Genomic DNA, 25,212 nt, shown 5'->3' on the forward strand with positions numbered 1-25,212 from the left:
GGGCGAATAGAATTCGCACGCCAGTTGCTCATGGGGGAAACCCCCAAGACCGCACTGGCTTGGCTGCACAGGCAAAGTCCGCCTCCGCGGACTAAGGAAAAATTGAGGGTTTGAAACCCACGGAGGTGGGTTTTGTTTGTGTAGATGCGGTTTCTAACCGCCGATTTTACTCAGAATTGTTTGTAAACAAGGTTTTATAAAGTGAGGAATGAACTGTGAAACAGCTTCACGGTAATAGTTTTATATTAGGTACTGCCGCTTTTGTATTTTTGGCAGCTCAACCAGTATGGGCACAAATTAGTCAAATTACTAATGTCCAATTAAATCCAGTTAATGGTGGAATTAGCGTTGCTTTGAAAACTTCTTCAGGGTCGCGCCCCCAAGTTTTCACTACAAAAAGAGGCAAGGCTTTAGTCGCAGATATTATCAATACTCAATTACGATTACCACAAGGTAATAGCTTTCGTCAAGATAACCCAGCACCAGGAATTGCATCTGTTGAGGTTAATCAGCTTGATGCCAATAGCATTCGGGTGACGGTAATGGGCAGCAACAATACGCCTAATAGTCAACCTGTGGTGCGATCGCAAAATGGAATTACACTCAGCTTTAGTCCATCCGCAGGCACTATAGCATCAGCACCAACGCCAACAGCGCAAACTTTCACAGCACCGCCTGTTGCGACTCCAGCCCAACCTGGTCAAAAGCCAGGGGTTCTCGTTCCCAACCCGGAAATTACCATTGACGGACAACCTGCACAAGCGGCTGGGTCAGGTCAACCTGTAAGTCAGGCTCCAGCTTTCTTACCTAGAGCCGTCGCCCCACCGGTGGGAGATATTGCCATTTCTAATACTGATGCTTCTCCTAGCAGTATTGACTTAGGAACTCAGGAACGTGTACCCCGCTTAGTACTGCGAGATGCGCCTGTGCGTGAGGTTTTGTCACTGCTTGCCCGTGCTGCTAATTTGAACTTGGCTTATATCGGAGGTGAGCAAGGTGCTGGTGCTGCTGCTAATGCACCAGCAACTTCTCAAACAATCTCCCTAGATATAGAAAACGAGCCAGTGCAAGATGTGTTTAACTACGTCTTGCGCCTGAGTGGTTTGGAAGCTAACCGCAGTAATCGCACGGTTTTTGTTGGGCCTAAACTACCTAATTCCACCCGTGACATGGTTATGCGTAGCCTGCGACTGAATCAGGTGTCAGTGGGAGTTGCCCTGAACTTTTTGGTAGGCTTGGGAGCAGAAAGTGCCGTCAGCCGCGAACGACAAGTTACCAGTGTTAATGCTGTGCCTGTTGGGGCTGGAGCTACGCCTATCACCCAAACTCAGACCACCACGGAAAGCAGAGTTGAAACTCAACGCGTTAATTTTACAGACTCTAGTCCATTACTTAGAGGTTTACAAGCATTAGGAGATGAGCGCACCAATTCCCTGACCTTGATTGGCCCTCCTCGGCTAGTTGAGATGGCAATGGGTCAACTAACTCAGCTTGATATTCGTCGTCGTCAGGTGGTAGTTAACGTAAAGATTATTGATGTTAACCTCTTGAACACCCAGGACTACAACACTAGCTTTTCCTTCGGGGTTGGTAACAACTACTTTACAAATGATGGCGGTGCAGCATCTTTGAATTTTGGCGGTTCCAGACCAGCTACAAGAGCTGAAGCATCAACCAGTGTGACTAGTACACCTACAACTGTTAATCCACTTCAAAGCTCAAATATTTTTCTAAACCCAAATGCAGGAACAGCTAGCGCTGGCGTAAACTCTAATCCACTACAACCAGGTATTACAGCATTTACACCAGGAACAAGTACAACTTCAATTGTGCCAACTGCAATTGATCCTGTTACTGGTACACCGACTCAGTTTCAGCAGCAAACTATTACAACCCCTTCAACAACTACATTCGGCTTGCCCACCATATTTCAGTTCCCTAGACGTCTTCTGGCTAGCTTGCAGGCTCAAGTACAAAATGGCAACGCCAAGATTTTGACTGACCCAACCTTAATTGTCCAAGAAGGTCAAACCGCTAATGTCAACCTGACTCAGGAAGTGGTAGGCAATATTACAAGGGAAATAGTTCGCGATGCGAATCTTGCTACAGAAACGATTTCAGCAGAAAAAGAGCGAGTAGGTTTAACCCTAGCTGTTAAAGTTGAACGAATTGACGACAATGGTTTTGTCTCTCTATCGGTAGCCCCCGTTGTCAAAGCACCCCAAGCTCCAGCTACTATCAACGTTGGAGGAGGCGGTAGCCAACAAATATTCTTGGTATCGGAGCGCTCTCTTAATTCTGGCTTGATTCGCTTGAGAGATGGTCAGACGCTGATTCTCTCAGGAATCATTCAAGATTCAGACAGGACGACTGTCTCCAAAATTCCTATTTTGGGCGATATTCCACTAATTGGTTCGCTATTTAGAAGTACAAACAGACAGAACCAGCGTAATGAGGTAATTGTATTACTCACACCTCAAATTATGGATGATACAGAGAACTCCTCCTACGGCTATAATTACACCCCTAGCCCAGAGGTGCGGCAAATCCTTGAACGTCGGGGGTTGAAAGTTCCGGCAAGGTAATAAAGATAATGAGCAGGTAAGTTACCTCTGGCAAAAACTCAGATCCCCGACTTCTTTAAGAAGTCGGGGATCTTCTTGTTTACGAGTAGGATTCAGTTTAAATGTCATTCTAGAATAAAAATACTCAATCATAATACAAGTAGTAACAGTAGTGGGTAAATACTAATGAGTCCAGAACAAGAGTTATTAACAAAGTGGCGTTCTCTTCCACCAGACAAACAAGAGAAAGTTTTAGATTTTGTTGAATTTCTTGGTTTGAAAAACTCTGCAAATAAAACCCCATTGGGAGAACATTTGCAGCAAATTCGTACTAGGATTGTTGCTTCTGGTAAACATTTATTAGATGAAGATCAAATCGAAAAAGAACTCGCCAGTCGCAGAGGTGGGCTACAGAGTAGAGAAGAATGAAAATAACTTATATTACGCTATGTGCAACTTTACTCTCAAACCTAACCCCCAACCCCTTCCCTGCTAGCGTTGGCTACAGTGTACACACAAGTCAAATTACCCCCCTTAATCCCCCCTTAGAAAGGGGGGAAAAAGAAATCTAGTTCCCTCCCCTTTACAAGGGGAGGGTTAGGGTGGGGTAAAGACTTGTGTGTACACCGTAGGCTAGCGTTGGGTAGAAAAATCTCGTTGGGATGCTTTGACTAAAAAACAAAAAGAAAAATTTATTCCCTTATGTCCTGATGTTGTTATCGAAATCCTTTCGCCCAATGACAGCTTGAAAAAAACTCAGAATAAGATGCAAGAATATATCGAAAATGGTTGTCGTCTAGGTTGGTTGATCAACCGAAAAAACAGGAAGTAGAAATTTATCGTCTAGGACAAGATGTGGAAGTTTTAAAATTTTCTCAAACTATTTCCGGGGAAAATGTGTTACCTGGATTTGTACTAAATATACAAAAAATTTGGTGAAAGTTGAACAGCAAGTATGGTTGTCTTTACTTTGGTAGACCTCCAGCTTGAAAAATCTGTTCTGCTGTTAAATTCAATTCTGGGAAAGTAGGTGAGACGATGCGGTCAGTGCCTCTAAATTGAGTTACTTGGTATTCCCCATCGATTAATTGATAAATAGATATAGTAGGCTGTTTAGGGTTGCCAGTGAACTTTTTAGCGCCTAGACCGAGATAATCTACAACCCAGTATTCAGGAATTCCAATACCCTCATACTTACCCTGTTTTGTGTAATAGTCATCATCCCAGTTGGTACTAACTACCTCAACTACTAAGGGAATTGATGCTGCAAGGCTTACAGTTGATTCTTTTTTCCATAGCGGCTCATTCACTAAATTAGGGCGATTCAGTAATAGCACATCTGGGGAATAGGCAGATTCGGAATTAGTTGGTTTAATGAGCGCAGTTTTGGGGATTGTATAAGGTAAATTTAATCGGTCAAATTCTACTGTTAGTTTTCTTGCTACAAAACCAACAACATCTTCATGATCTCCCACTGGTTGTGCCATTTCAACAATCACGCCATCATGTAATTCATATCTTCCACCTTCGGGTCGCCACGCTGCAAAATCTTCAAAGGTTACTAGTTTTGGTATGGCTTGAGTCATAATTTATCACCCCTAGTAGTCGTTTCGATCATATCGCTTTCTTACGTTCAGCCTTAGAGGATGTTTTAAAAGTGGTCAGATGTAATTTTAGGCACTTCTAGATCCCCCCTAACCCCCCTTAAAAAGGGGGGAACCGGAATCAAAGTCCCCCTTTTTAAGGGGGATTTAGGGGGATCTAAAACGTTTTGTTACTGACCAAAGAACTTTTAAAACATCCTCTTAGAGGTTATTTGAAAAGTGGTTGGCTGTGATTTTAGGCACTTATTGATCCCCCCTAACCCCCCTTTTGAAGGGGGGCAAAACCCTTCAAAGTCCCCCTTAAAAAGGGGGACTTAGGGGAATCTAGAACGTTTTGCTACTAAGAAGAGGACTTTTCAAACATCCTCTTAACAGTAATATTAAGGGGTACAGTACTCGAAAAAGTTTGTTGCGGAGAACTAAACTATGGTGGCAATAACAACATCCGCAGAAAATAGGGTTTTACTCCACAACATCAGTTGGCAGACATTTAAAACCATGCTGGCTGAAATGGGTTCAGAACGTAATTCCCGATTTGCTTATGACAATGGGACGATAGAAATTATGACCCCACAAATGCCGCACGAAAACTCAAATCGCTTAATAGAAGTTTTTGTTGGTGTATTGTGCGAAGATTTGGGCTGGGAAATTAAACGCGCTGGTTCATTAACTTTAACGCGAGATGATTTAGAGAAGGGAGCAGAGCCAGATAGTAGCTACTATATTCAAAATGAAGCGTTAGTTCGAGATAAAGAAAATATTGACATAACGATTGACCCACTCCCTGACCTGGTGCTAGAGGTGGAATATTCCAGGTCTGCAATAGACAAGCTGAGGCTTTATGCTGCGATGGGAGCCCCAGAATTTTGGCGTTATAACGGCAGTGTGTTACGAGTTTACACCCTTGCAGGTGGACAATATTCAGAAGTCGAAACCAGCCCTACTTTTGCGCCTGTGTCGGTGAAGGAGATTCCTCGGTTTATCCAAGAAGCGAAGAAGAATGGAGAAATTGCTACTACCCGCGCTTTTCGGGTTTGGGTGCAACAAAAAATTTCTGGTGGGAAACAGTAAAATTATGACTCCAGCTAGCCTAATGAGTCGAATTACACAAAGCCATATCATTAATAAATCTCGCGCTGCGTTTCTATCCCGCCTCGGAATGAATTCCGAGTCTGATAGCTAAAGTCCACTCAAGTGGACTGAATTAATCATTTAGTCCACTTAAGTGGACTTTAGCTATCAGCCCTGAACTTCAGTTCTGGGCGGGATGTCGGTGAGTGTGACAGGTTCACTTTGACAAAAATGTGGGTAGAAAATTTTTCGACTTATATCGTAGCCCAAAGGGAGACGCTTTAGCGCATAGCGCAGCGTAAAGCCTCTTGCTAGCTTGCTTCCACGTTCGCATAGCGTCCCGGAAGTGGTACGGCATGGCAACTCTTAGAGACGCACTCGCGCTTAGAGCGAGTCCACGAGCGTCTGGGGGTTTCCCCCATGAGTGACTAACTTTCCCGTTGGGTAAGGACTGAAGTCCTTATTTTTTAAGCACTAAAGTGCTTACTACAAACTATTTTTCATAAATATTAATTAATCTCAGCAATAACTCTTCACCATCGGTAATAAATCCCAACAAATGCTGACCATCTCCCACCTCCTCACTACCCTGTTTTCTTTGCAATTGCAGTATTTACTAGGTATTTTTTCCTACTTTTGGGGTGGTTTTTAGTGAAACAAGTACCCTAAAATTACAAAAAATCCTGAAATCTATATAAATTAATGGTTTCATCTATCCACATCAGGCTACAACACCTTAGAATGATTCATTGAAAAGTCGAGCCGATGGGATGTACAGCCGTTTTGAGTAAAGCTACTCCCAAAGGATGATTTTTGTATTTTCGCAAACAAAGATTTTAGTACAGATGTATCAGGGTGCATCCGTAAAGAATCTCAAGTAAACCTTCAGGAGTTTGATATGAACAAAGGTGAATTAGTTGATGCCGTAGCTGAAAAAGCTAGTGTTACTAAGAAACAAGCGGATGCAGTCTTAACTGCCGCTTTGGAAACGATTATTGAAGCGGTTTCCTCTGGTGATAAGGTAACATTGGTAGGATTTGGCTCATTTGAATCACGGGAACGTAAAGCCCGCGAAGGTCGCAACCCGAAAACAAATGAAAAAATGGAAATTCCAGCCACGAGGGTTCCTGCTTTCTCGGCAGGAAAACTGTTTAGAGAAAAGGTAGCACCCCCAAAAGCATAGGTTCTGTCTTCGGGAACCCTTTTTTAATGCGGCAACCTGCACACGGGGGAAATTTAGCCTGGGCAGCAGCACTGGCTGGCTGTCCCCCTGATGCTATTCTGGATTTTTCTGCTAGCATCAGCCCGTTGGGGCCTCCAAATAGCGCGATCGCTGCTATACTGTCCCAACTTGGTAATCTTAAGCACTATCCAGACCCAAACTATAGTGAACTGAGACTAGCTCTCAGTCACTTCCATCAATTGCCGCCTGAGTGGATTCTGCCGGGTAACGGCTCCGCAGAATTACTCACTCTCATAGGTAGGGAATTAGCTCAATTAGCCGCGACAATTTTAATCACTCCAGCCTTTGGCGACTACTACCGAACCCTGAAGTCGTACAACGCTAAAGTGCTGGAGTGTCCTTTGTCATTAGTCAGTGGTCATACCCTGCGGGAAGGCGAAGTGCCTACGTCATTAGTTATTGACAAAGGACATAGGACAAAGGACAAAGGGCTATTGCTGAATAATCCCCACAATCCAACCGGAAAGCTATTTTCACGGGAGTCTATTTTGCCCTACCTGGAGCAATTTGCTTTGGTTGTGGTGGATGAAGCATTTATGGATTTTGTGTCGCCCAATGAGGAACAAAGCCTGATTCCAGTGGTGCAGGAATATAGGAATTTAGTAGTATTGCGATCGCTGACCAAATTTTACAGTCTTCCTGGACTGCGATTAGGATATGCGATCGCACACCCCAACTGCCTAGCTAAATGGCAGCTATGGCGTGACCCTTGGCCCGTAAACACGCTAGCGGCGGCGGCGGCAATTGCGGCACTCCAAGATACGGATTTTCAGCAGCAAACCTGGGCATGGCTACCACCTGCACGAAACCAACTCTTTCAGGGTTTGGCTGAAATACCAGGATTGCAACCCCAACCAAGTGCTGCTAACTTTTTATTGGTTGAGTCCCAAGAGTCCACTTTGCAGCTACAGCAAAAATTACTCAAGCATCACCAGATTTTAATCCGCGATTGCCTTAGTTTTAAAGAACTAGGCGATCGCTTTTTCCGGGTTGCTGTACGTGAAGAGTCTGATAACCAACGCTTACTAACAGCGCTAAAAGAGAGTTAGGAGTTATAAGTTATAAGTTAGGAGTTATAAGAAGAAGGGTTTTAATTCCTAACTCCTAATTCTTAACTCTTAATTCCTAACTCCTAACTCCTAACTCCTAACTCCTAACTCTTAATTCCTAACTCCTAACTCTTAATTCATGTGACCGTTGACTACGATGTTGTAATTATTGGCGGCAGTCTTGCTGGATACTACGCTGCCCTTGCTGCAATCCAACTACATGCTACAGTTGCCCTGGTGGAACCTAAAGTAGACTACGGGTTTACTCATCATTATGCTCTTACCGAAATCGGTAAGCTGGCGCAGAAGTTGAATGATGCCCCTAGTTTTGGTATTCATGCCACACACACTGATACCTCAGAAGAATGCCACATATCTATGGCATGGCAAGAAGCTATGCTGTATGCTCAATGCGTCGCCTCAAATCTCAAAGAACAGCATTCTCCAGCCATCCTAGCCGCGTCAGGGGTAGATATCATCGTTGGCAGTGGTCAATTTCAATCTTCACCTCAACTGGCTTTTGCCGTTAACAATCGCCTATTACGCGCCCGTGCCTATTTGCTGGCCAGTGGTTCGCGTCCAGAAATTCCAGATATTGAAGGATTGCAAGCCACTGGCTACCTAACTTTATCTAATATTTGGCAATCCTTACAGCGAGGGACATTACCCAAAAATTTGGTAATTATCGGCGGAATTCCCCAAAGCATTGAAATTGCTCAAACTTTAGCGCGGTTTGGTTGCAGTGTGACGCTGGTAGTCAAACACCCTTATGTTCTACCCAATATTGACCCTGAGATAGCCATATTGCTTCAGGCACAGTTGGAAGTCGAAGGTGTGCGCGTCTTCACTGATAAACCAGTGACTCAGGTGAGGCTAATTGAGGATAAAAAGTGGATTCAAGCAGGAGATAAAGCTATTGAAACTGATGAGATTTTAGTAGCAACTGGACAACAGCCGAATCTTGAATCTCTAAATTTGGCAACAGTAGGTGTGAAATGGCATCGGCGTAGCTTGGTAGTGAATGATAAACTCCAAACCACTAACCACCGCATTTACGCCTGTGGTGATGTAATTGGTGGTTACGACTTTGCCAATATCGCTAATTATGAAGCAAAAATTGCCCTGAACAATACCCTCTTTTTCCCCAGGTTACGAGTAGATTATCGCTTCATTCCTTGGGCAATGTTTTCTGTGCCGATGGTGGCGCAAGTGGGTTTAACAGAGGCGCAGGCAAAACGCCTCTTTAGTCGAGATGAAGTTTTAGTTTTGCGACAATATTTTAAAACAGTGGCAGCAGCCCAACTTCGGGATGAAACCACTGGTATGTGTAAATTAATTGTGCGACATAACGGCGAAATTTTGGGAGCTTCGATATTGGGGGCAGAAGCTGGAGAGTTGATTAATTTGATTGCCTTGGCAATGTCCCAAAAAATGAAAGTCAAAGATTTAGCAAATTTATCTCCCGTCTATCCGAGTTTTTCAGAAATTCTGGAACAAGCTGTAAGAGAGTGGAGTAAACAAAGGTTAAATAGCAATATTCCTTTGCAAGAGTTCTTAGAAGGCTTCTTCCATTTCCGCCGCAATTGGAATTTATGAGTGGGGGTGGGGAGTGGGGAATTAGAATTAGTGCTATCAAGGTAAGTCTTGTATTCATTACTAGCTCTGAACTCGGACGTTGAGCCTTTGAACTCGGACGTTGAGCCTTTGAACTCGGACGTTGAGCCTCTGAACTCGGACGTTGAGCCTCTGAACTCGGACGTTGAGCCTCTGAACTCGGACGTTGAGCCTTTGAACTCGGACGTTGAGCCTTTGAACTCGGAAGTTGAGCCTTTGAACTCGGAAGTTGAGCTTCTGAACTCGGAAGTTGAGCCTTTGAACTCGGACGTTGAGCCTTTGAACTCGGACGTTGAGCCTTTGAACTCGGAAGTTGAGCCTTTGAACTCGGAAGTTAGATTTTGGTTTAAAACCTCTGCATTATTACCCACACTACCCCAGCCGCTACTAGAGGCACACTGAGGTTATCTGTACCGTGGGGTGAGACTGCCTCTGCTAAGGTGGCGAAAGTAGCAGTTATTACCGCCGTCAATAGGGCCCATGCCAAACTAAAAGGTTTTCCTAGCGGACTCAGCGAGGAACCCGGTAGCAGCAACAGCACTAAAAAAATCACTACTGTACTCACTACAAACATTGCTGCTGAACCTTCCCAGGAACGCACAGAATTTCCCACTTGGTATTTATGCTGCCCGAAGCGTCTACCGATTAATGCTGCTAGTGCATCCCCCCAGGTCATCGCCATTATCCCAGCAACAGCGATCGCAACGCTATCTACTGGCCCATCTGGTCGCCACAGTAGCCCGAAAAGCAGCGTCACTGAGATAGCGAAATAAACTGTACCAGGTGAGCTATCTTGGGTATCCATTGCACCAATGATTCGGTAGCGGTAAAACAAATAGTTGAGTCCGATAAAGCTAGCAAAAGGTATAATTCCGATTTCCCAGTGGTTAAACAGTAGCAGGGCACCAAAAACCCACATCCCTGCACCAATATGGATTACCTTGCGGGTCAAATCCGGCTTTACACCAAACAGCCTACGTAGTCCCTCGCCAATAACGAGCAGACCAATAGCGTAAACATAAGAAATTGCTAGTCCGATAAAATCATTAGTCATTAGTCATTTGTCAATAATTCTTCTTCCCCTGCTCCCTGCTCCCTGCCCCCTGCCCCCTGCCCCCTGCCTCTTCACTTGAATCGATCGCTATTTCGTCTAAAATTCTTTTCTATTGACGAAGCATTACCAATACCTTGAAGAATACCACGACCGATTAAACCTAAACCTCTACCGATTATTTGCGTGAGAATGAAGACTATACCGCTACCTACAAAAGCTAATAGTGATTTTAAACGCGGTGCGATCGCATCACTAAATTCTAAAAGTAATGTCACTATTAAAGGAATATTAGAAAGTTTTTTTAACTCATGATTTCGAGGAGCATAAACTGATGTATTAGCAATACCACGAGGCGCAATTACAAATAGTTCGTAGCGGCTTTCAAAAACAGCTTTTGGCTCATTTATATATTTTTTTAATCTATATTTCCACGACAAATCATTTCTAAATCGTTCAATCTCTCTTGTGGAAATCAATTGCTGTCCATAAAAGTTTTGCTTAATCACCTCTGCATCTGCTAAAGAGTTGAGTAGTGGTTGCACTACCCCATTCGCTACCTGAATCAACAAGTTCTCTAAAATCATTAATGCTTGGGACTTAGCTTCGGCACTGATTACTGGATAGGAGGTATTATCAATGTTCAATTCTGTTTGAAACATTAGATAGGAATACAACTCGCAAACTAACGGAATCTTATTAAGAATATCTCTTTGAACAACTTCTATACTTAGTAATAAATAATTAACAATTTCTATGTTTTGATTTTCTAATTCTATCCGAGAAAACTTTCCAAAAAAATCTGTAATTGCTGCTTGCCATAACTCGCGTAATAAGCTAACTTTGACCTCATATAATTGATTTATATCTATTTGAGAAGCACGTAATTCATCCAACTGTTCAGCTAGTTTTTGCAGGATAAGATAAAGTAATTCTCGTTTTTTATCTTCACGAAATATGTCGATTTCTAAAGGTATATCTGTGACATTTCGTAAAGGAAATTGAAGTTTAGTAACACAAGATGTAAATAATGCAGATTGTAGTGTTCCCGGACTAAGTAAAGATGGCACAGTTTGCCTTGGTTGAATGGCATTACTCAACCAAGGAGTTATAGGCGGCTCATCTGCAACGGGAATATCTTCTTCTTGCTTTTCTTGTGATGAAACCAACAATCGATTTAGCAACCAACGAGCCGCTAGCAGTTCTCGCCTCTGTCCAGCTAGAATTGCTCGATCTAATACTGGTAGTCCTGGAACTTGTAATTGTGCTGTTACTGCACCTAGGGTAGCTTCAATATGTGCAATTCCTGACAAACGTAAATTATTTCGGAGTTTAGAGAAGGGAAGTTGGGAGTGGGGAGTGGGGAGTGGGAAGTTAGGAGTTAGGAGTGAGGAGTTAGGAGTTATTATTGCTTGCGTGTCCTGGAACCAATAGCAACCACCATTTGCAACTTTTTGCATGGCGGCGACTAATTCAGGAAGTGCTGTACCTTTGGGGCAGTAGCCATTAATACCAATAGATTTCGCAGCCAATAGCAGTCCTTGTTCTTGAATAGAACTGAGAAGCAAAATTGGCAGGTTGGGATATAAGGCTCTGAGTTGCCGACAGAATTGTAAACCTAGCTGTTGACTGGTGATGGAGCGACCATTACCGAATTCCAAAACCACCAGATTTACCTGATTTGGGTCTTCTTGGGCAATTTCTGCTAAAATCTGCAAGGCAGCAGTATCAGTTTCTACCACTCCTGTTACTTCTAGGTTAGGAATTGCTTCCAGAGCTACCCGTAATCCCAGACGAAAAATTGGGTCTTGGTCGATTAACAATAATTTTAAAGGGCGATCGCTCATAGTCTACTCAATTACATAAGCACTGTTTTTTACCAATCAGAAAACAGCTTTGACATAAAACTTTGTCTTTCCCATTGTTACCTGTTTTCGCTGTTAAACCAGTTGATTTAAAGACATGGGCGCAGCAACAGCTAGCTGATTTAGAAACGAGCGCTGTGATTGAGTCAGAACCTGGTTATAGAAAAACTAGTTTTTGTCAACTTTGGGCAGTTACTTTAAAATTCAGGGTTCGGATACCTCACCCACAGCCAAAGAGGCAAGGCAGCGCGTTGCGGGGGTTCCCCTCGTTGTAGCAACTGCCGCGCAGAAAAGTTTAATTTAGTTTTCGCATATTAAGTTAGGAGAATATTTTTGTGCTGAGGCTGTGACTGCTGAGTTGAAATTGCTAACTCAGTGCCAATCAGTTAAGCATTGTTTTCTTCTCTGTGTTTGCTCTGCGTCTCTGTGGTAGCCTGCGGCAAGCCGCTTCTCTACGAGACGCTCCGCGTAGCTTGCTTCTCCGTAGGAGTATGCGTCTACGTAAAAAAAATTGACATTAGGGACTTGCGCGAGCGTGATACGAGCCAGATTTTTAAACTATACGGTTTAGGTGATTTTAACTGGGGTAAATCTTGAGCAGACAAACTTATCCAATGCAGAGTTAATCGGGGCAAACCTGCAACAAGCAAATCTTATGGGAACAAATCTTAATTCTGCTAATCTCACTAACGCCTGCTTATTTGATGGCATTCTCCCTGAGGCTAATAAAAAATTAGCCAGCGATAATGATGCTTTCTTCTCCCAATTGTTTCAAAGATTGAAACATTTGCGTAGTTTACCGCCGCAGGCATCGCAGCAGCCTTTCTTAAACACCGTTAAAATTTCGACAAATACAGATAATAATTGGAACAAACTCCCTGCGATCGGGCTAATTGAAAGCTCCGAAGGCACAATTTTACCAGAAGATTTATATGATGATGTCGATGATGAGACAATTTTTGGTAATAATTCTATTGGGGAATAGGGAATAGGGAATAGGGCATTGGGCATTGGGCATTGCTCAGAATCAATCAATAGTCTTCTTCCCCTGCTTCCCCTGCCTCCCCTCCTCTCTACTCCTCTTGCGGATTACGGTAGCCAACAAAGTTAATACTGTAGTCAGTAATTCGCACTCCTGTTTCTTCTTCAATTTTGCGGATTAACTCTTCTGGCAATTCCACATGAACATCAAGAATTTGATTTGTATCTATACAGTTTACATGACTGTGAGAATCACTGATATTGCCGTACAAACGCCCATCACAGCGTTCAATACACTCAATGATGCCTTGACTAGATAATGCTTCTAAATTTTGATAGACAGAAGTATGACCGATATCTTTGCCTTGGTGGTTCAAGCGATCGTAAATCTCTCTAGCAGAAAGATGTTCATTTGCTTGCCAAAGTAATTCCAGAATAAAGCGACGCTGACGGCTGACGCGCATACCCAGAATTTGGCACTGGTCAAGCGCATCTTCTAGGGAACGAATTGGTTTTGTAGAAATTGTTTGTTTTTGCATATTACAGCTTCTTAACTGTTGAGGGAATTTTCCCAGTTAAATGTTTATTGCTTATTTAATATATGCAATGATATTGCATACCACTTTTTCTACCTGTACTTGTGTTTTGGCTTTTGATGCTGCGGAAGTTACAGGTTACGATAATGATTTTTTTGCTTATTGACGGCTACTTTGTCAGACCTTAATCTAAAACAAACTCATTACAACTTTAACTTAAAATTGCTGTAAATGTCCACCTAGGGAAAGGTAACGCCTGCCCCAAGTAGGCTAATTTTAATGTCACACCATATTAATCGTGTAGTAATTTTTTAGTTAAAGGCAAGTATTTATCGCCATTACAAAAGTAACATTTAACTTTAAAAATTCGGTATACGTGAGTGGCGTAGGCGTAGCCCGCCCCAGGCACCGCCATCTCCTCATATCAAGGCTAGCAACTAGATGTATATTTTTGATAACAAGCGGAAACTAAGCAAAACTATCAAATAAATTAGAGGAGGTCAGACTTGTGTATAGACCTTGTATAGGTTGACCAATTATCAGCAAATAAAGTATTGATAAATACTAATTTATTCCTAAAGGTCAATCTAGCGTCAATGCCTGAAAGCTGCTACTGTAGATTGTCGATCCTACAGTTGAGCATCAAAAAAGTGGCTGCTGAATCAAAGACAATTGCGATCGCACTCAATAATGACTTCATTAACAATCTGGATCTGTCGCCTGCGTCAACGGTGATTGAACAACTGCTGCAAGAGGGGGCCGCATCCCATGAACAGCAGCTACGCTTTGATATCAATTATGAACTCGAACCTGGCGATCCACGGGAACTCTCAGAAATTCCAGAGGTGCGGCTGTGGTTTGTGCGCCTAGATGCCAAATATCCTTGGTTGCCATTTTTACTAGATTGGAAAGCTGGAGAATTTGCTCGTTATAGCGCCATGCTTGTACCACACCAGTTCAGTTCCAAAGAAGGCATTCAATACAATCCTGAAGCCTTAGAAATATTCTTGATGCACAAAATCTTTATTTTAGGTGATTGGCTCAAACAACAAAACATCCCTAGCCTCTCACGGCTGAAGTCGATGGCCCAAATGCTGGGTTATGAATTAGAGGATGCTTTTTTTGAGATATTTTAATAAGAATTCAGGTGTCAGGAGCCAGAATTCAGAAGAAGATTAAGCGACTGGTGGATAGCGCAGCGTCTCATAAAGAACGTCTTGATTCTGACTTCTGTATTCTGAATTTTGTATTCTTCTTCAGAATAACCGCAAAATCTAGCTGTCACATCCAGGTTTTGCGGTCATTCAACAAACCCATAACTATATTGGATATCCAATAGACTGATTGCAGAAGTTGAGACAAACTGCTGGTTTAGCCGCCCCAAATTCTCTCCAAAACTGCGTTTGGTGAAACATCCGCCGTTTTTCCCGTGGGGGATTCAATGGCCAGGAATTTATCGTTTTTCGGCAACAACTTCGCTGGATCAGTGGGGCCAAATAGGGCGATGGTATAGGTTTGGACTGCAACACTCAGTTGTAGTGCCGCACTATCAGTAGACAACATCAGATTTGCCCCGGCAATTATGGCAGCTAACTTACCAATATCATCTGGGGCAGTCACTTTGATATCTGGAGAAGACCCCAGAAGCGATCGCACAAACTGCTCATCGTCAACTCCCTTAATGACCACCACAGGCAGATCGGGTTGCTTATCTTGGAAGTTTTGAATAATTTGGTGCCACTTCTGGACAGGGTAGATTTTATCCAGTTCTTTATCCTGGGATAACTGGCCAGAACCGCCATGAATCAAGATATAACCTGTTTCATGCACGCCTAAGCGTTTTTGTTCCTTTTCTGCCCAGTCAATATCTGTTTTTGGCACATTTACAGCTAATTCTGGGACAGGGGTTTTTATGGTTAATGGTTGCAGCAAATCATGATATACTGCCGCCGCATACTGGGATGGTTTAAATGGCACAGCATGGGTAAGAAAAACCGCTCCTTTGCCTTGGTAGCCAATGCGTGTGGGAATTCCCGTCAACCAGACTAAAAGACCCATCAACCAATTTTGCTTAACAGCAATGGCAACATCGTATTCGCGATCGCGAATTGTCCCCACCAAGTTACCCCAATCTGCCAGACTGTTACGGTCTTGAAAATCAAAGGCCAGTACCTCGTGAACTGACTTGCTCACTCGATAGGCAGCCTTTGACCGGGGTTCAACAACGACATCTATCTGAGCATTAGGGTAATTGCGCTTGAGGTCATCTAGAGTCGGAAAAAAGAGAATTTGGTCGCCAATTCCGCCAGGTACAAGGGCTACTACTCGCATAATATTTATTGACGCTTACTCGCTCCCTATTTTAGGGGAAAATATATAGCTTAAAGATTGAGGAATTCTGTGTATTTACTAATTCCAGCTGCGGGAACCGGAAAAAGAATGGGGAGTAACCGCAATAAACTCCTGCTACTTGTGCGATCGCAACCAATTATTGCCTGGACTTTATTAGCCGCAGAAGCCGCCAGTACAATCAATTGGATCGGAATTATTTCCCAACCTACGGATTGGCCAGACTTCAACGCAATTCTCGCCGATTTGAAGCTGACTAAACCAGTGGAATTGATTACAGGTGGTTCCACCCGCCAAGAATCTGTTTACAATGGCTTGCAGGCGTTACCAGTAGCCGCAGAACAAGTGTTGATTCATGATGGGGCTAGATGCCTGGCCACACCAGATTTATTTAACTCTTGTGCCCAAGCCATTCGCCACTGTCCCGGTTTAATTGCTGGTGTACCCGTTAAAGACACCATTAAAGTTGTCGATGAACAAGGCATAATTCAAAAAACACCTGATAGACGGCAATTATGGGCGGCACAAACCCCCCAAGGATTTGATGTCAAATTGTTGAAACAGTGCCACGCTGAAGGTGTCCGTCAAGGCTGGGAAGTAACTGACGACGCGGCTTTATTTGAAAAATGTGGTATTGAAGTGCGGATTGTCGAGGGAGAAGAGACAAATTTAAAAGTGACAACTCCCCAAGATTTAGCGATCGCAGAATTTATTCTCACAACTAGAGGCTTTTGAGAAAGTGGGGGGTGGGGAGCAGGGAGCAGGGAGCAGGGGAGGCAGGGGAGGCAGGGGAGGCAGGGTTGGAATAACTAATGCCCCATGCCCAATTCCCAATTTGAGAGTTTCAAACAATATTTTGACAATTTAAGATATAATGCCACACACTTGTTGATTGTTAGTTGTCATGTACTAATGACCAATGACAAATGACTAATGACCAATGAAAAATGACTAATAACTAATGAAAAATGACTAATAACTAAATGATTACAGCCACAGCGACAAAGATAGAAGCAATTCTGTATTTAAAGGGTAAACCCTTGTCGCTCGGCGAAATTGCCGAGTATGCCGCGTGCGATCGCGCCACTGTCAAAGAAGGCATAATTGAACTAATGGACAACTATGCCCACCGAGATAGCGCCTTAGAGGTAGTAGAAACTTCAGATGGTTACAGTTTGCAACTACGGTCTGATTTTCATGACTTAGTGCAAACGATGATACCAGTAGAATTGGGTGTAGGTGCATTGCGGACTTTAGCTGCGATCGCCCTAAATAGTCCCATACTCCAGAGCGACTTGATTAACCTGCGCGGTTCAGGAGTATATCAGCACGTTCCAGAACTCGTAGAACTTGGTTTCATCCACAAGCGTCGAGACAGCGATTCTCGCTCCTATTCACTTCAAGTAACCCCAAAATTTCATCAATATTTCCAAATCGAACAACTCCCCCAAATACTTTCCACTAGCCAGAAGGAAGAACAACTAGAACTAGAACTGGAGGGAGTGGGGAGTGGGGAGTAGGGACTGGGGAGGAAGCCAGGAGCAGTTCTGGGGGCAAGGGAGAAAATAAAAATTACCTCTTTCCCCTGCCCCCTGCCCCCTGCCCCTCTGCCTCTTCTGCCCCACTCCCCTCCTCTTGACTTATACCTGTGGTGAATGCGCTACCCTTGTACTATGGTTTAAAGTGGAGTTAGCAATTAAGCTAAAATAAAACTGCCAATGGTGTTTAATCCTGACTTTTTAAATGACAACTCTGAGGAACACCCTAATCAACTTCTTTCAGACCACTCTGAGCAATACCCCAATCAGTTACTCAAATATCTACAGCATCAGTCTCCTGATGTTTTAGCCAGGATTGCTCAGTCCGCCAGCCCCGAAATTAAACAAATCATCTCGCAAAATGTCCAAGGGCTTGTGGGAATGCTCCCGCCAGAAAATTTCAATGTGCAAATCACAACAGATCGGGAGAATTTAGCTGGGCTTCTAGCGTCGGCCATGATGACAGGGTATTTTCTGCGCCAGATGGAACAAAGAATGCAGTTAGAGCATTTGTCTAATGGTCAATAGTTAGTAGTCAAATATTCTGGAACTATTGACCAAATAATTACTAATTTGTAGTTCGTAATTCGTAATTCAAAAGGTTACAGTAGCCCACACTGAATTTTTAATTCAGTGGTTAACAAGATACTTGTGGAGAGTTAAAGCTTCCACTGATTACGTAGCGGTAGCAAATTCGCTTACTCCTGCAAAGAAGCGAGCTAGGCGCAGCGTATCTTAGAAAGCGTCTTGCAATTACGAATTATTTTGACTACTTCCTTTCAGGATAAGCTCCTGATTGGACTTTGAAGGTTTGAATTTTACCGCTACGGTTGACTTCGATCACTAAGATGTCGCCAACTGTGCTGGACTCTACGAGCTTCTGGACTTGGGCTGAGATTTTGACTGGTTTACCGTTAACTTTTTGAATCACGTCTCCTGGAAGCAGTCCTCCACGCTTGGCTGGGGAATCATCTGTGACTCCTTTAATTACAATCCCAGCATCCTGTTGAATATTGATCTGATTTTCTTGATTAATCTGCTGTTTTCTAGTGGGAGAAAGGTCTGCCATTTCAATACCCAAAAAGGGATGTTGCACACGCCCTTTGGTAAAAAGTTCATTAGCAATGCGGGCGGCGGTTTCAATCGGGATGGCGAAACCAAGTCCTTGAGCATCAGCGCGGATGGCAGTGTTAACACCAATCACTTCGCCTTGGGCGTTTAACAAGGGGCCACCAGAATTACCAGGATTAATTGCGGCATCAGTTTGGATAAAGCTGACTCGCTTATCTGGAACACCAACTTGAGTGCTGGTGCGGTCTGTAGCGCTGACAATGCCGATAGTGACAGTATTATCTAAACCAAGAGGATTGCCAATAGCGATCGCCCATTGTCCTGGTATTAAGTTTTGCGAATTGCCTAACTTCACTGTCGGTAAATGATTTGCTTTTATTTTTACCACCGCCACATCTGTCACCGAATCAACTCCTACCACCTTCCCCTCTAGACTCCGACCATCCTTGAGGGTGACTTGTACTGTATCTGTATCAGCTACCACATGAGCGTTGGTGAGTAATTTTCCATCTTCGCTCAAAATAAATCCCGATCCTGTACCGCGCTCAATGCGTTCTTGGGGAATTGGTTGCTCATCCTCTCCAAAGAATCGCCGCAAGAGGGGATTTTTCAAAGCGTCAGAGATAGGATTGGCGACTTTGCGAGTGGCGTTAATTCGCACCACAGCCGGACCAACTTTTTGCACTGCCGTTGCAATAAAATTCACATTATCACCCCCAGTAGCCCCAATCGCTCCGTTAGAAGAATTTGGCACTACAGATTCTGGAGGCGAAGCCATTGTTACATTTTTTAACTGTAGGAACGAAGAATTTTTGAGCAGGAGATAGCGACTGCCAAATAAACCTGCACCACAGCCAAACAGCAGTAAAAATACATAAATCGCCAGTTGCTTTAAGGATAACTTCATAATCATTCTGCTTAAGGACAGAAATGCAGTTGCTAATTTCTAAGTGTAGTCAAGCTAACGGCAAGTGGACAGATCAATTTACGAGGAATTAGGGATTGGGCACAAGAGGCGGAGGGGCACAAAGCTTGGATCAGAGGGGAAAAAGGTAATTTTTATTCTTCCCTTTGCCCCCAGCAAGAACTGCTCCCCTGCTCCCTCGTTCCCCCACTCCCCACTTTTCCCATTTAAAATTTAAAGTTAATGCGCTCTTGACCTGTATACATGACTTTACCCTTTCGTCAACTGATTCTCTGTAGCTTAGTTAGCGCCTTGAGCTTAGTATCCATACTGCCAAACATCAACAGTGCCAAAGCTGCTGTGGGTGATTGCCCAACTCCAGCCCTATCTCGCTTCCAACGCCATAAAGTTGTTCGTGGCGAAACTTTGGAGAGCATAGCGCAACGCTACAATCTCATACCTACAACTATTATCGGCATGAATCCAGCTTTGCAGAGCGGTGCAATCGCAGCCGTTGGGAGTGTACTTCAAATTCCTCCCTACAATGGGATTGTAGTCGAAGTACCTCGTGGTCAAACTTGGCGACAAGTAGCGGCACAATACAAAGTTCGTGCTGATAGCCTTTTTGAGGTGAATGGCTGCCAACAAAACCCCAGAATTGTGTTTGTTCCGGGGGTAAATTGGTCGCCCAATGGTGTTGTAACTAAGTCCCCTTTACCTACTGATGCAGGTACGCCAAACCGTGCATCCTTATCTGGATATCCTTTGGGGGAAGTGGCAAATGTGGGATTAGCTTACGGCTGGCAAATTAATCCTGCTACAGGTCAAGTTTTCTTCCACAGTGGTGTTGATTTATTAGCACCAGTTGGTGGAGATGTGCTAGCGATCGCGCCTGGAACCATAGCCTTTGCTAATGACCAAGGTTCTTATGGCAAGTTGGTCATTATTAACCACACTGGCGGACTCCAAAGCCGCTATGCCCAGCTTGACAGCATCAAGGTTACTGTCGGTCAACAAGTAAAAAAAGGAGACTTACTGGGAACCGTAGGCACTAGCGGACAACCAACCTCTAGTCAACCGCACCTCCATTTTGAAGTTCGTTCTAGCTCATCTCTGGGTTGGGTAGCAGAAGATCCAAAGGGTTATTTCAAAAAATGAGGTTTGTTTTGAAATGCAGAAGATCGCAAAGGAAATCTCTGTGTTCCTCTGCGAAACCTTTGCGATCCTACCCTGCGGGAAGGCGTACCCCTACGGGGAAGCAAGCTACGCGTAGCGTCTGTCTGCGACACGCTACGCGAACGTAGAGAAGCGCCTATGCGTTAAAAAAAGATGCTATATTTTCGCTAGATTTTACAATGTGCATTCCTGCCTCTGCAAATCTTGCAAATGCCGCATCTGCCTGTTCTGTGTAGTCCACAACACCGGGAACAACAACAGGCGAAGTAGAATCTTCTAACAAATAGATTTTTTGAGCAAGGGTGGCATCTACCTGTTTAATTTCTGTTAATAAATCGTCAATTGTCCAAGCGACGCAATGACTTTTAGCTTGACCACCAATAATTATTGCATCATATTCTAAAAGTTGTTTAATCAGGCGAGTATTCTTTAGAGCAAGTGGACGTTGCTGAAAATCTTCTAACACCTCTGGACGCAAGATGGAATAGTTTTCTGTTAAGGGATTTTCACCTTTAATTTCAAATTGCGTCTGACTCTGACGAGCAATCCCGTGGAAAAATATGGCTTCTTCTACTGATGAAACTAAAGCATGACCAATACCACCCAACATAGAGTGATAAGGCCAAACTGTCAGGGGATATTTACCGTCTTGACTGAGTTGCTTAACGTAATGGTAAGTATGTTTTTTTAATAATTCATAATCCCCATTAGTAACAGTGTCAGCAACTGCTGGATTAACTTTCCAAATACCTTGCTCGATATCTTTTGGGGTAATGTTAGTAGCTGCTGGAGTAGGATGTTCTCCGACGGCATTCACCCAAAAGATCGGATGGAAAATTTGTGTTGCTGTGTGGGTATCTAGAGTAGGTACAATTTTTGTAATTACTCCCAAGTTGCGATAAATAAACTCACATAATCTGACATTATCATCCACCGCTCCTTTCCCAGATTTTCCACCTACAAATAATTCAAATCCAGGGATGCAGAAGGTGTTTTGGACATCAATTAATAGTAAGCAAATCCGGCTTTTATCTAAAGATGCAGGTTTGATATCGTGTTGTTTTGCCCAGATTTCAGCTTCGGCGGCACGTTCTTGATAAGGTACACGCCAGATTTCGCCCACTTCTTCAGGGTTAAAGTGTGGGGGAATTAGTAGTTGAGGGGTTATTTGGGTGTTCATAATTACAGCCGCTTTTATTCTGTAATAACATCTATGATTTCAATCCCGAAATTTTCTCAAGCCCACACTAGATAGTATGTTTGTATTATAAAAACATAATTTTAGCGATCGCTCTTATGACTCAGCAATAAAGCGATCGCTTCATTAAGCTTTACTGTGAAACCTGCGCGATCGCACTCAAGCTACTCAATTAAAAAGATTTTTTAGCAATATATCTTTATAAATTAGCAAAACCTTTAAATTGCTCTTTATTTCTTTGCCTGTCTTATTTTCCTTTTTTTCTATATTAATCGCCCCAAAGAGCCACCACCTGTGGCAATCTGGGAAACAGAGATTTATCAAATCTGATATTTTAACGACAGCAAATTTACCTAATCAGGTTATGCAAACTCTGCCCATAGTAGATACTTCAAATACTACATCCAGCCAACCTACCTTTGATACAACTATCAAGCGGCGTAAAACCCGTCCTGTAAAGGTGGGAAATGTCACCATTGGCGGTGGCTTCCCTGTTGTAGTGCAGTCAATGATTAACGAAGACACCCTTGATATTGATGGTTCCGTAGCTGGTATTCGTCGTCTGCACGAAATAGGCTGCGAAATTGTCCGCGTCACAGTGCCGAGTATGGCTCATGCTAAAGCATTAGCAGAAATTAAACAAAAATTAATTAAAACTTACCAAGATGTGCCCATTGTGGCTGATGTCCATCACAACGGGCTAAAAATCGCTCTGGAAGTATCCAAGCACATAGAAAAAGTGCGGATTAATCCGGGGTTATATGTCTTTGAAAAGCCCAACGTCAATCGAACCGAGTATACTAAAGCCGAATTTGACGAAATTGGCGAAAAAATCCGCGAAACCTTAGAACCTTTGGTCGTCTCTTTGCGCGATCAAGGTAAATCGATGCGAATTGGGGTAAATCATGGTTCTCTCGCTGAAAGGATGCTATTTACCTACGGTGACACCCCAGAAGGCATGGTGGAATCTGCTATAGAATTCATTCGCATCTGTGAATCTTTGGATTTCCGCAACTTGGTAATTTCCATGAAAGCCTCACGAGTACCAGTGATGCTAGCCGCCTATCGCTTGATTGCCAAGCGCATGGATGAACTGGGTATGGATTATCCGCTACATTTAGGCGTTACCGAAGCCGGTGATGGCGAATACGGGCGAATTAAATCCACGGCGGGTATTGCTACCTTACTTGCTGATGGCATTGGCGATACAATTCGCGTCTCACTTACAGAAGCGCCAGAAAAAGAAATTCCTGTCTGTTATAGCATTCTTCAAGCTTTAGGATTGCGAAAAACGATGGTGGAATACGTCGCTTGTCCTTCCTGTGGACGCACTTTGTTTAACTTAGAGGAAGTGCTGCACAAAGTTCGGGAAGCCACTAAACACTTAACTGGTCTTGACATAGCGGTTATGGGTTGTATTGTCAATGGTCCCGGAGAAATGGCGGATGCCGACTATGGTTATGTTGGCAAAACACCTGGTTATATTTCTCTGTATCGTGGCAGAGAGGAAATTAAAAAAGTCCCAGAAGATAAAGGTGTAGAGGAATTAATTAACCTCATTAAGGGAGATGAACGCTGGGTAGAACCGTAAGGGGTTGGGAGAGTGGGGAGTAGGGAGTAGGGGGAGAAATCAATTCAAAATTCAAAACTGAAGAACTTCTGCCTCCTGTGCCTATCCCGATTCCCGACTCCCCACTCACAAAGATTTTGTATAAACCATCAAGTTCGCCGGATTGTCAAGTATTTTGTTTAAATTAAGGATACATACTCGGTCTGCACAGTAGTAGCCTGTGTTAGATTGAGCATACTGACTATATATTTTCCCTCTGACGCAGCTGTCATTATGGTGATTACAAAAAGTAGGCTTGTTTTGGGTGCTACGGCAGTGACACTCTCCACGATCGCTGTTACTAGCCTTGGCATTCATTCGCGAGGTCAGGCTTTATTTAAAGCAAGTCCTAAACAATTGGTAGACGAAGTTTGGCAAAATATATACCGCAATTACGTAGATGGTACTTTTAATCAAGTAGACTGGCAGGCTGTTCGTAAAGAATACTTAAGCAAGTCCTACAGTAATCCGCAGGAAGCGTATAAGTCCATTCGGGAAATGCTCAAAAAGCTAGATGACCCATACACCCGGTTTATGGACCCAGCAGAATTCAAGAATATGCAAGTGGATACCTCTGGGGAATTGACAGGGATTGGGATCACGATCAGCCAGGATGAAAAAACCAAGCAATTGGTTGTAATTGCGCCAATCGAAGATACACCAGCTTATAAAGCTGGTGTTTTGGCAAAAGATGTCATCCTCAAAATCAACGGCAAAAATACCAAGGGGATGGATACTAATCAGGCAGTATCCCTGATTCGAGGTGAAGCAGGAACGCAAGTCAGCTTAACGATTGGGCGCGACGGTCAGACAAAACAGTTTGACATCAAACGGGCGCGGATTGAAATTCATCCAGTTAAATATTCCCAAAAGAAAACTCCAGCAGGTAATCTTGGCTACATTCGCCTGAACCAGTTCAGCGCCAATGCTGGTAAAGAAATGCAAACTGCTATCAAGGATTTAGAAACCAAACAGGTAGCTGGATATATTTTGGATCTGCGTGGTAATCCAGGCGGCTTACTCTTCTCCAGTATAGACATTGCTCGGATGTGGATAGATAAAGGTAAAATTGTCTCCACCGTTGAACGCCAAGGAGAAGCTGAAAAAGAAGAAGCAAACGGACGCGCCTTGACGAATAAACCGTTGGTGGTGCTGGTAGATAAAGGTTCAGCCAGTGCAAGTGAAATCCTCTCAGGGGCTTTGCAGGACAACAAGCGTGCTACTTTGGTTGGTACTCAAACCTTTGGTAAGGGACTAGTGCAATCGGTGCGTCCCTTAGAAGATGGCTCAGGATTGGCGGTAACAATTGCTCATTACTACACCCCCAACGGTACTGATATTAATCATAAAGGTATTAGTCCAGATGTGAAGGTAGATTTGACCAAAGCCCAAATGCAGGACTTGTGGCTTCATGAACGTGACAAACTCGCTACTTTAGCAGATCCCCAATTCGCTAAAGCAGTAGACATAATAGGTAAAAAAATAGCTGCTAAGGGCGCAGCCACAGCAGAAAAATGAAGAGTTGGGAATAAAGTTAGGAGTGAATAGTGAGGAGTTAGGAATAAAAACCATCATTGTGAACTCCTAACTCCTAACTTAAACTGGTTGGCACTTTCCAGCCCTAATAAGTCCGACACGCCGAGCGATCGCTTCTTCTTGCGAACTAAAAGGCCCCCACTGTTCTATAATCTCTACATTATCGTCTCCAACTTTATCGCTGGAGGCAATTTCGCAATTACCAGCAGAGCGCTTGACAATATACCAAGTTTGTGAATCATTCATACTTGAA

At 43.5% G+C, this 25,212-nt stretch carries 22 protein-coding genes and 1 pseudogene; 15 read left to right on the top strand and 8 right to left on the bottom strand.

Annotated features, from left to right (window positions below):
* Positions 1–215: 215 nt before the first annotated feature.
* From LC608_RS03535 to LC608_RS03545, 3 genes and pseudogenes are all read left to right on the top strand, one after another.
* Complete coding sequence (locus LC608_RS03535; protein WP_229552204.1) at positions 216–2,585, top strand: type IV pilus secretin family protein; 2,370 nt, start codon at positions 216–218, stop codon at positions 2,583–2,585.
* Between the two features lie 165 nt (positions 2,586–2,750).
* Entirely contained in the window at positions 2,751–2,993 is a 243-nt protein-coding gene (locus LC608_RS03540) for a DUF2281 domain-containing protein (RefSeq protein WP_229552205.1), read from the top strand.
* Positions 2,994–3,204: 211 nt separating this feature from the next.
* A pseudogene (locus LC608_RS03545) lies at positions 3,205–3,503 on the top strand (Uma2 family endonuclease); the annotation flags it as partial.
* A 26-nt stretch (positions 3,504–3,529) separates the two neighbouring features.
* Here LC608_RS03545 and LC608_RS03550 read toward each other — a convergent pair.
* Positions 3,530–4,150, bottom strand: a complete 621-nt coding sequence (locus LC608_RS03550) for a Uma2 family endonuclease (protein ID WP_229552206.1) — start codon at positions 4,148–4,150, stop codon at positions 3,530–3,532.
* Positions 4,151–4,594: 444 nt separating this feature from the next.
* On the opposite strand from LC608_RS03550, the gene LC608_RS03555 reads away from it, so the two are divergent.
* From LC608_RS03555 to LC608_RS03570, 4 genes are all read left to right on the top strand, one after another.
* The gene (locus LC608_RS03555; RefSeq protein ID WP_229552207.1) at positions 4,595–5,239 is read left to right on the top strand and encodes a Uma2 family endonuclease; all 645 of its coding nucleotides are present in this window, start codon (positions 4,595–4,597) and stop codon (positions 5,237–5,239) included.
* Positions 5,240–6,137: 898 nt separating this feature from the next.
* Positions 6,138–6,422 (top strand): HU family DNA-binding protein, encoded by a 285-nt coding sequence (locus LC608_RS03560; protein WP_010998076.1) that lies wholly within the window; start codon positions 6,138–6,140, stop codon positions 6,420–6,422.
* A 26-nt stretch (positions 6,423–6,448) separates the two neighbouring features.
* The gene (gene cobD, locus LC608_RS03565) at positions 6,449–7,531 is read left to right on the top strand and encodes a threonine-phosphate decarboxylase CobD (RefSeq protein ID WP_229552208.1); all 1,083 of its coding nucleotides are present in this window, start codon (positions 6,449–6,451) and stop codon (positions 7,529–7,531) included.
* Positions 7,532–7,672: 141 nt separating this feature from the next.
* Positions 7,673–9,127 (top strand): NAD(P)/FAD-dependent oxidoreductase, encoded by a 1,455-nt coding sequence (locus LC608_RS03570; protein ID WP_229552209.1) that lies wholly within the window; start codon positions 7,673–7,675, stop codon positions 9,125–9,127.
* Positions 9,128–9,491: 364 nt separating this feature from the next.
* Here the strand turns inward: LC608_RS03570 and LC608_RS03575 are convergent, their stop codons facing one another.
* Positions 9,492–10,199, bottom strand: coding sequence for a diacylglycerol/polyprenol kinase family protein (locus LC608_RS03575; RefSeq protein WP_229552210.1), 708 nt, complete (start codon positions 10,197–10,199; stop codon positions 9,492–9,494).
* Positions 10,200–10,270: 71 nt separating this feature from the next.
* Entirely contained in the window at positions 10,271–12,043 is a 1,773-nt protein-coding gene (locus tag LC608_RS03580) for a DUF3685 domain-containing protein (protein WP_229552211.1), read from the bottom strand.
* Between the two features lie 589 nt (positions 12,044–12,632).
* Here LC608_RS03580 and LC608_RS03585 point away from each other — a divergent pair.
* Positions 12,633–13,046 (top strand): pentapeptide repeat-containing protein, encoded by a 414-nt coding sequence (locus LC608_RS03585; protein WP_229552212.1) that lies wholly within the window; start codon positions 12,633–12,635, stop codon positions 13,044–13,046.
* An 88-nt stretch (positions 13,047–13,134) separates the two neighbouring features.
* Here LC608_RS03585 and LC608_RS03590 read toward each other — a convergent pair whose 3' ends face one another.
* Positions 13,135–13,581 carry a Fur family transcriptional regulator gene (locus tag LC608_RS03590; RefSeq protein ID WP_229552213.1) on the bottom strand — a complete coding sequence of 149 codons (447 nt, stop codon included), beginning with the start codon at positions 13,579–13,581 and terminating at the stop codon, positions 13,135–13,137.
* A 647-nt stretch (positions 13,582–14,228) separates the two neighbouring features.
* On the opposite strand from LC608_RS03590, the gene LC608_RS03595 reads away from it, so the two are divergent.
* Positions 14,229–14,714 carry a CRR6 family NdhI maturation factor gene (locus tag LC608_RS03595; RefSeq protein WP_229552214.1) on the top strand — a complete coding sequence of 162 codons (486 nt, stop codon included), beginning with the start codon at positions 14,229–14,231 and terminating at the stop codon, positions 14,712–14,714.
* A gap of 235 nt (positions 14,715–14,949) precedes the next feature.
* On the opposite strand, the gene LC608_RS03600 is transcribed toward LC608_RS03595, so the two are convergent.
* A complete protein-coding gene (locus LC608_RS03600) occupies positions 14,950–15,909 on the bottom strand; it encodes a glycosyltransferase family 9 protein (protein ID WP_229552215.1) in 960 nt (319 codons plus the stop codon).
* Between the two features lie 69 nt (positions 15,910–15,978).
* Here LC608_RS03600 and ispD point away from each other — a divergent pair, with 69 nt between their 5' ends.
* From ispD to LC608_RS03615, 3 genes are all read left to right on the top strand, one after another.
* On the top strand, positions 15,979–16,662 hold the full coding sequence (gene ispD / locus LC608_RS03605) for a 2-C-methyl-D-erythritol 4-phosphate cytidylyltransferase (protein ID WP_229552216.1): 684 nt from the start codon (positions 15,979–15,981) through the stop codon (positions 16,660–16,662).
* Positions 16,663–16,910: 248 nt separating this feature from the next.
* Positions 16,911–17,447, top strand: coding sequence for an SMC-Scp complex subunit ScpB (gene scpB, locus LC608_RS03610; protein WP_229552217.1), 537 nt, complete (start codon positions 16,911–16,913; stop codon positions 17,445–17,447).
* Between the two features lie 198 nt (positions 17,448–17,645).
* A complete protein-coding gene (locus LC608_RS03615) occupies positions 17,646–17,993 on the top strand; it encodes a DUF760 domain-containing protein (RefSeq protein ID WP_118162998.1) in 348 nt (115 codons plus the stop codon).
* A gap of 241 nt (positions 17,994–18,234) precedes the next feature.
* Here LC608_RS03615 and LC608_RS03620 read toward each other — a convergent pair whose 3' ends face one another.
* Positions 18,235–19,443, bottom strand: coding sequence for an HhoA/HhoB/HtrA family serine endopeptidase (locus LC608_RS03620; protein WP_229552218.1), 1,209 nt, complete (start codon positions 19,441–19,443; stop codon positions 18,235–18,237).
* Positions 19,444–19,704: 261 nt separating this feature from the next.
* Here LC608_RS03620 and LC608_RS03625 point away from each other — a divergent pair, with 261 nt between their 5' ends.
* Entirely contained in the window at positions 19,705–20,598 is an 894-nt protein-coding gene (locus LC608_RS03625) for a M23 family metallopeptidase (protein WP_229552219.1), read from the top strand.
* A gap of 154 nt (positions 20,599–20,752) precedes the next feature.
* On the opposite strand, the gene LC608_RS03630 is transcribed toward LC608_RS03625, so the two are convergent.
* Positions 20,753–21,796, bottom strand: coding sequence for an isochorismatase (locus LC608_RS03630; RefSeq protein WP_229552220.1), 1,044 nt, complete (start codon positions 21,794–21,796; stop codon positions 20,753–20,755).
* Between the two features lie 382 nt (positions 21,797–22,178).
* Between LC608_RS03630 and ispG the strand changes: the two genes are divergently transcribed.
* On the top strand, positions 22,179–23,405 hold the full coding sequence (gene ispG, locus LC608_RS03635; protein WP_229552221.1) for a (E)-4-hydroxy-3-methylbut-2-enyl-diphosphate synthase: 1,227 nt from the start codon (positions 22,179–22,181) through the stop codon (positions 23,403–23,405).
* Between the two features lie 252 nt (positions 23,406–23,657).
* A complete protein-coding gene (ctpC, locus tag LC608_RS03640) occupies positions 23,658–24,941 on the top strand; it encodes a carboxyl-terminal processing protease CtpC (RefSeq protein WP_229552222.1) in 1,284 nt (427 codons plus the stop codon).
* Positions 24,942–25,019: 78 nt separating this feature from the next.
* Here ctpC and LC608_RS03645 read toward each other — a convergent pair whose 3' ends face one another.
* Positions 25,020–25,205, bottom strand: a complete 186-nt coding sequence (locus LC608_RS03645) for a DDE transposase family protein (protein WP_229552223.1) — start codon at positions 25,203–25,205, stop codon at positions 25,020–25,022.
* Positions 25,206–25,212: the final 7 nt, after the last annotated feature.

Source organism: Nostoc sp. XA010 (assembly GCF_020829625.1).
Classification (GTDB): Bacteria; Cyanobacteriota; Cyanobacteriia; order Cyanobacteriales; family Nostocaceae; genus Nostoc.

Excerpts from the sequence above, each read along its gene's own strand:
- LC608_RS03540 (WP_229552205.1), top strand. The coding sequence starts at position 2,751 with ATGAGTCCAGAACAAGAGTTATTAACAAAGTGGCGTTCTCTTCCACCA.
- LC608_RS03550 (WP_229552206.1), bottom strand. The coding sequence starts at position 4,150 with ATGACTCAAGCCATACCAAAACTAGTAACCTTTGAAGATTTTGCAGCG.
- LC608_RS03555 (WP_229552207.1), top strand. The coding sequence starts at position 4,595 with ATGGTGGCAATAACAACATCCGCAGAAAATAGGGTTTTACTCCACAAC.
- LC608_RS03560 (WP_010998076.1), top strand. The coding sequence starts at position 6,138 with ATGAACAAAGGTGAATTAGTTGATGCCGTAGCTGAAAAAGCTAGTGTT.
- cobD (WP_229552208.1), top strand. The coding sequence starts at position 6,449 with ATGCGGCAACCTGCACACGGGGGAAATTTAGCCTGGGCAGCAGCACTG.
- LC608_RS03575 (WP_229552210.1), bottom strand. The coding sequence starts at position 10,199 with ATGACTAATGATTTTATCGGACTAGCAATTTCTTATGTTTACGCTATT.
- LC608_RS03580 (WP_229552211.1), bottom strand. The coding sequence starts at position 12,043 with ATGAGCGATCGCCCTTTAAAATTATTGTTAATCGACCAAGACCCAATT.
- LC608_RS03590 (WP_229552213.1), bottom strand. The coding sequence starts at position 13,581 with ATGCAAAAACAAACAATTTCTACAAAACCAATTCGTTCCCTAGAAGAT.
- LC608_RS03600 (WP_229552215.1), bottom strand. The coding sequence starts at position 15,909 with ATGCGAGTAGTAGCCCTTGTACCTGGCGGAATTGGCGACCAAATTCTC.
- scpB (WP_229552217.1), top strand. The coding sequence starts at position 16,911 with ATGATTACAGCCACAGCGACAAAGATAGAAGCAATTCTGTATTTAAAG.
- LC608_RS03615 (WP_118162998.1), top strand. The coding sequence starts at position 17,646 with ATGGTGTTTAATCCTGACTTTTTAAATGACAACTCTGAGGAACACCCT.
- LC608_RS03620 (WP_229552218.1), bottom strand. The coding sequence starts at position 19,443 with ATGAAGTTATCCTTAAAGCAACTGGCGATTTATGTATTTTTACTGCTG.
- LC608_RS03625 (WP_229552219.1), top strand. The coding sequence starts at position 19,705 with ATGACTTTACCCTTTCGTCAACTGATTCTCTGTAGCTTAGTTAGCGCC.
- LC608_RS03630 (WP_229552220.1), bottom strand. The coding sequence starts at position 21,796 with ATGAACACCCAAATAACCCCTCAACTACTAATTCCCCCACACTTTAAC.
- ispG (WP_229552221.1), top strand. The coding sequence starts at position 22,179 with ATGCAAACTCTGCCCATAGTAGATACTTCAAATACTACATCCAGCCAA.
- ctpC (WP_229552222.1), top strand. The coding sequence starts at position 23,658 with ATGGTGATTACAAAAAGTAGGCTTGTTTTGGGTGCTACGGCAGTGACA.
- LC608_RS03645 (WP_229552223.1), bottom strand. The coding sequence starts at position 25,205 with ATGAATGATTCACAAACTTGGTATATTGTCAAGCGCTCTGCTGGTAAT.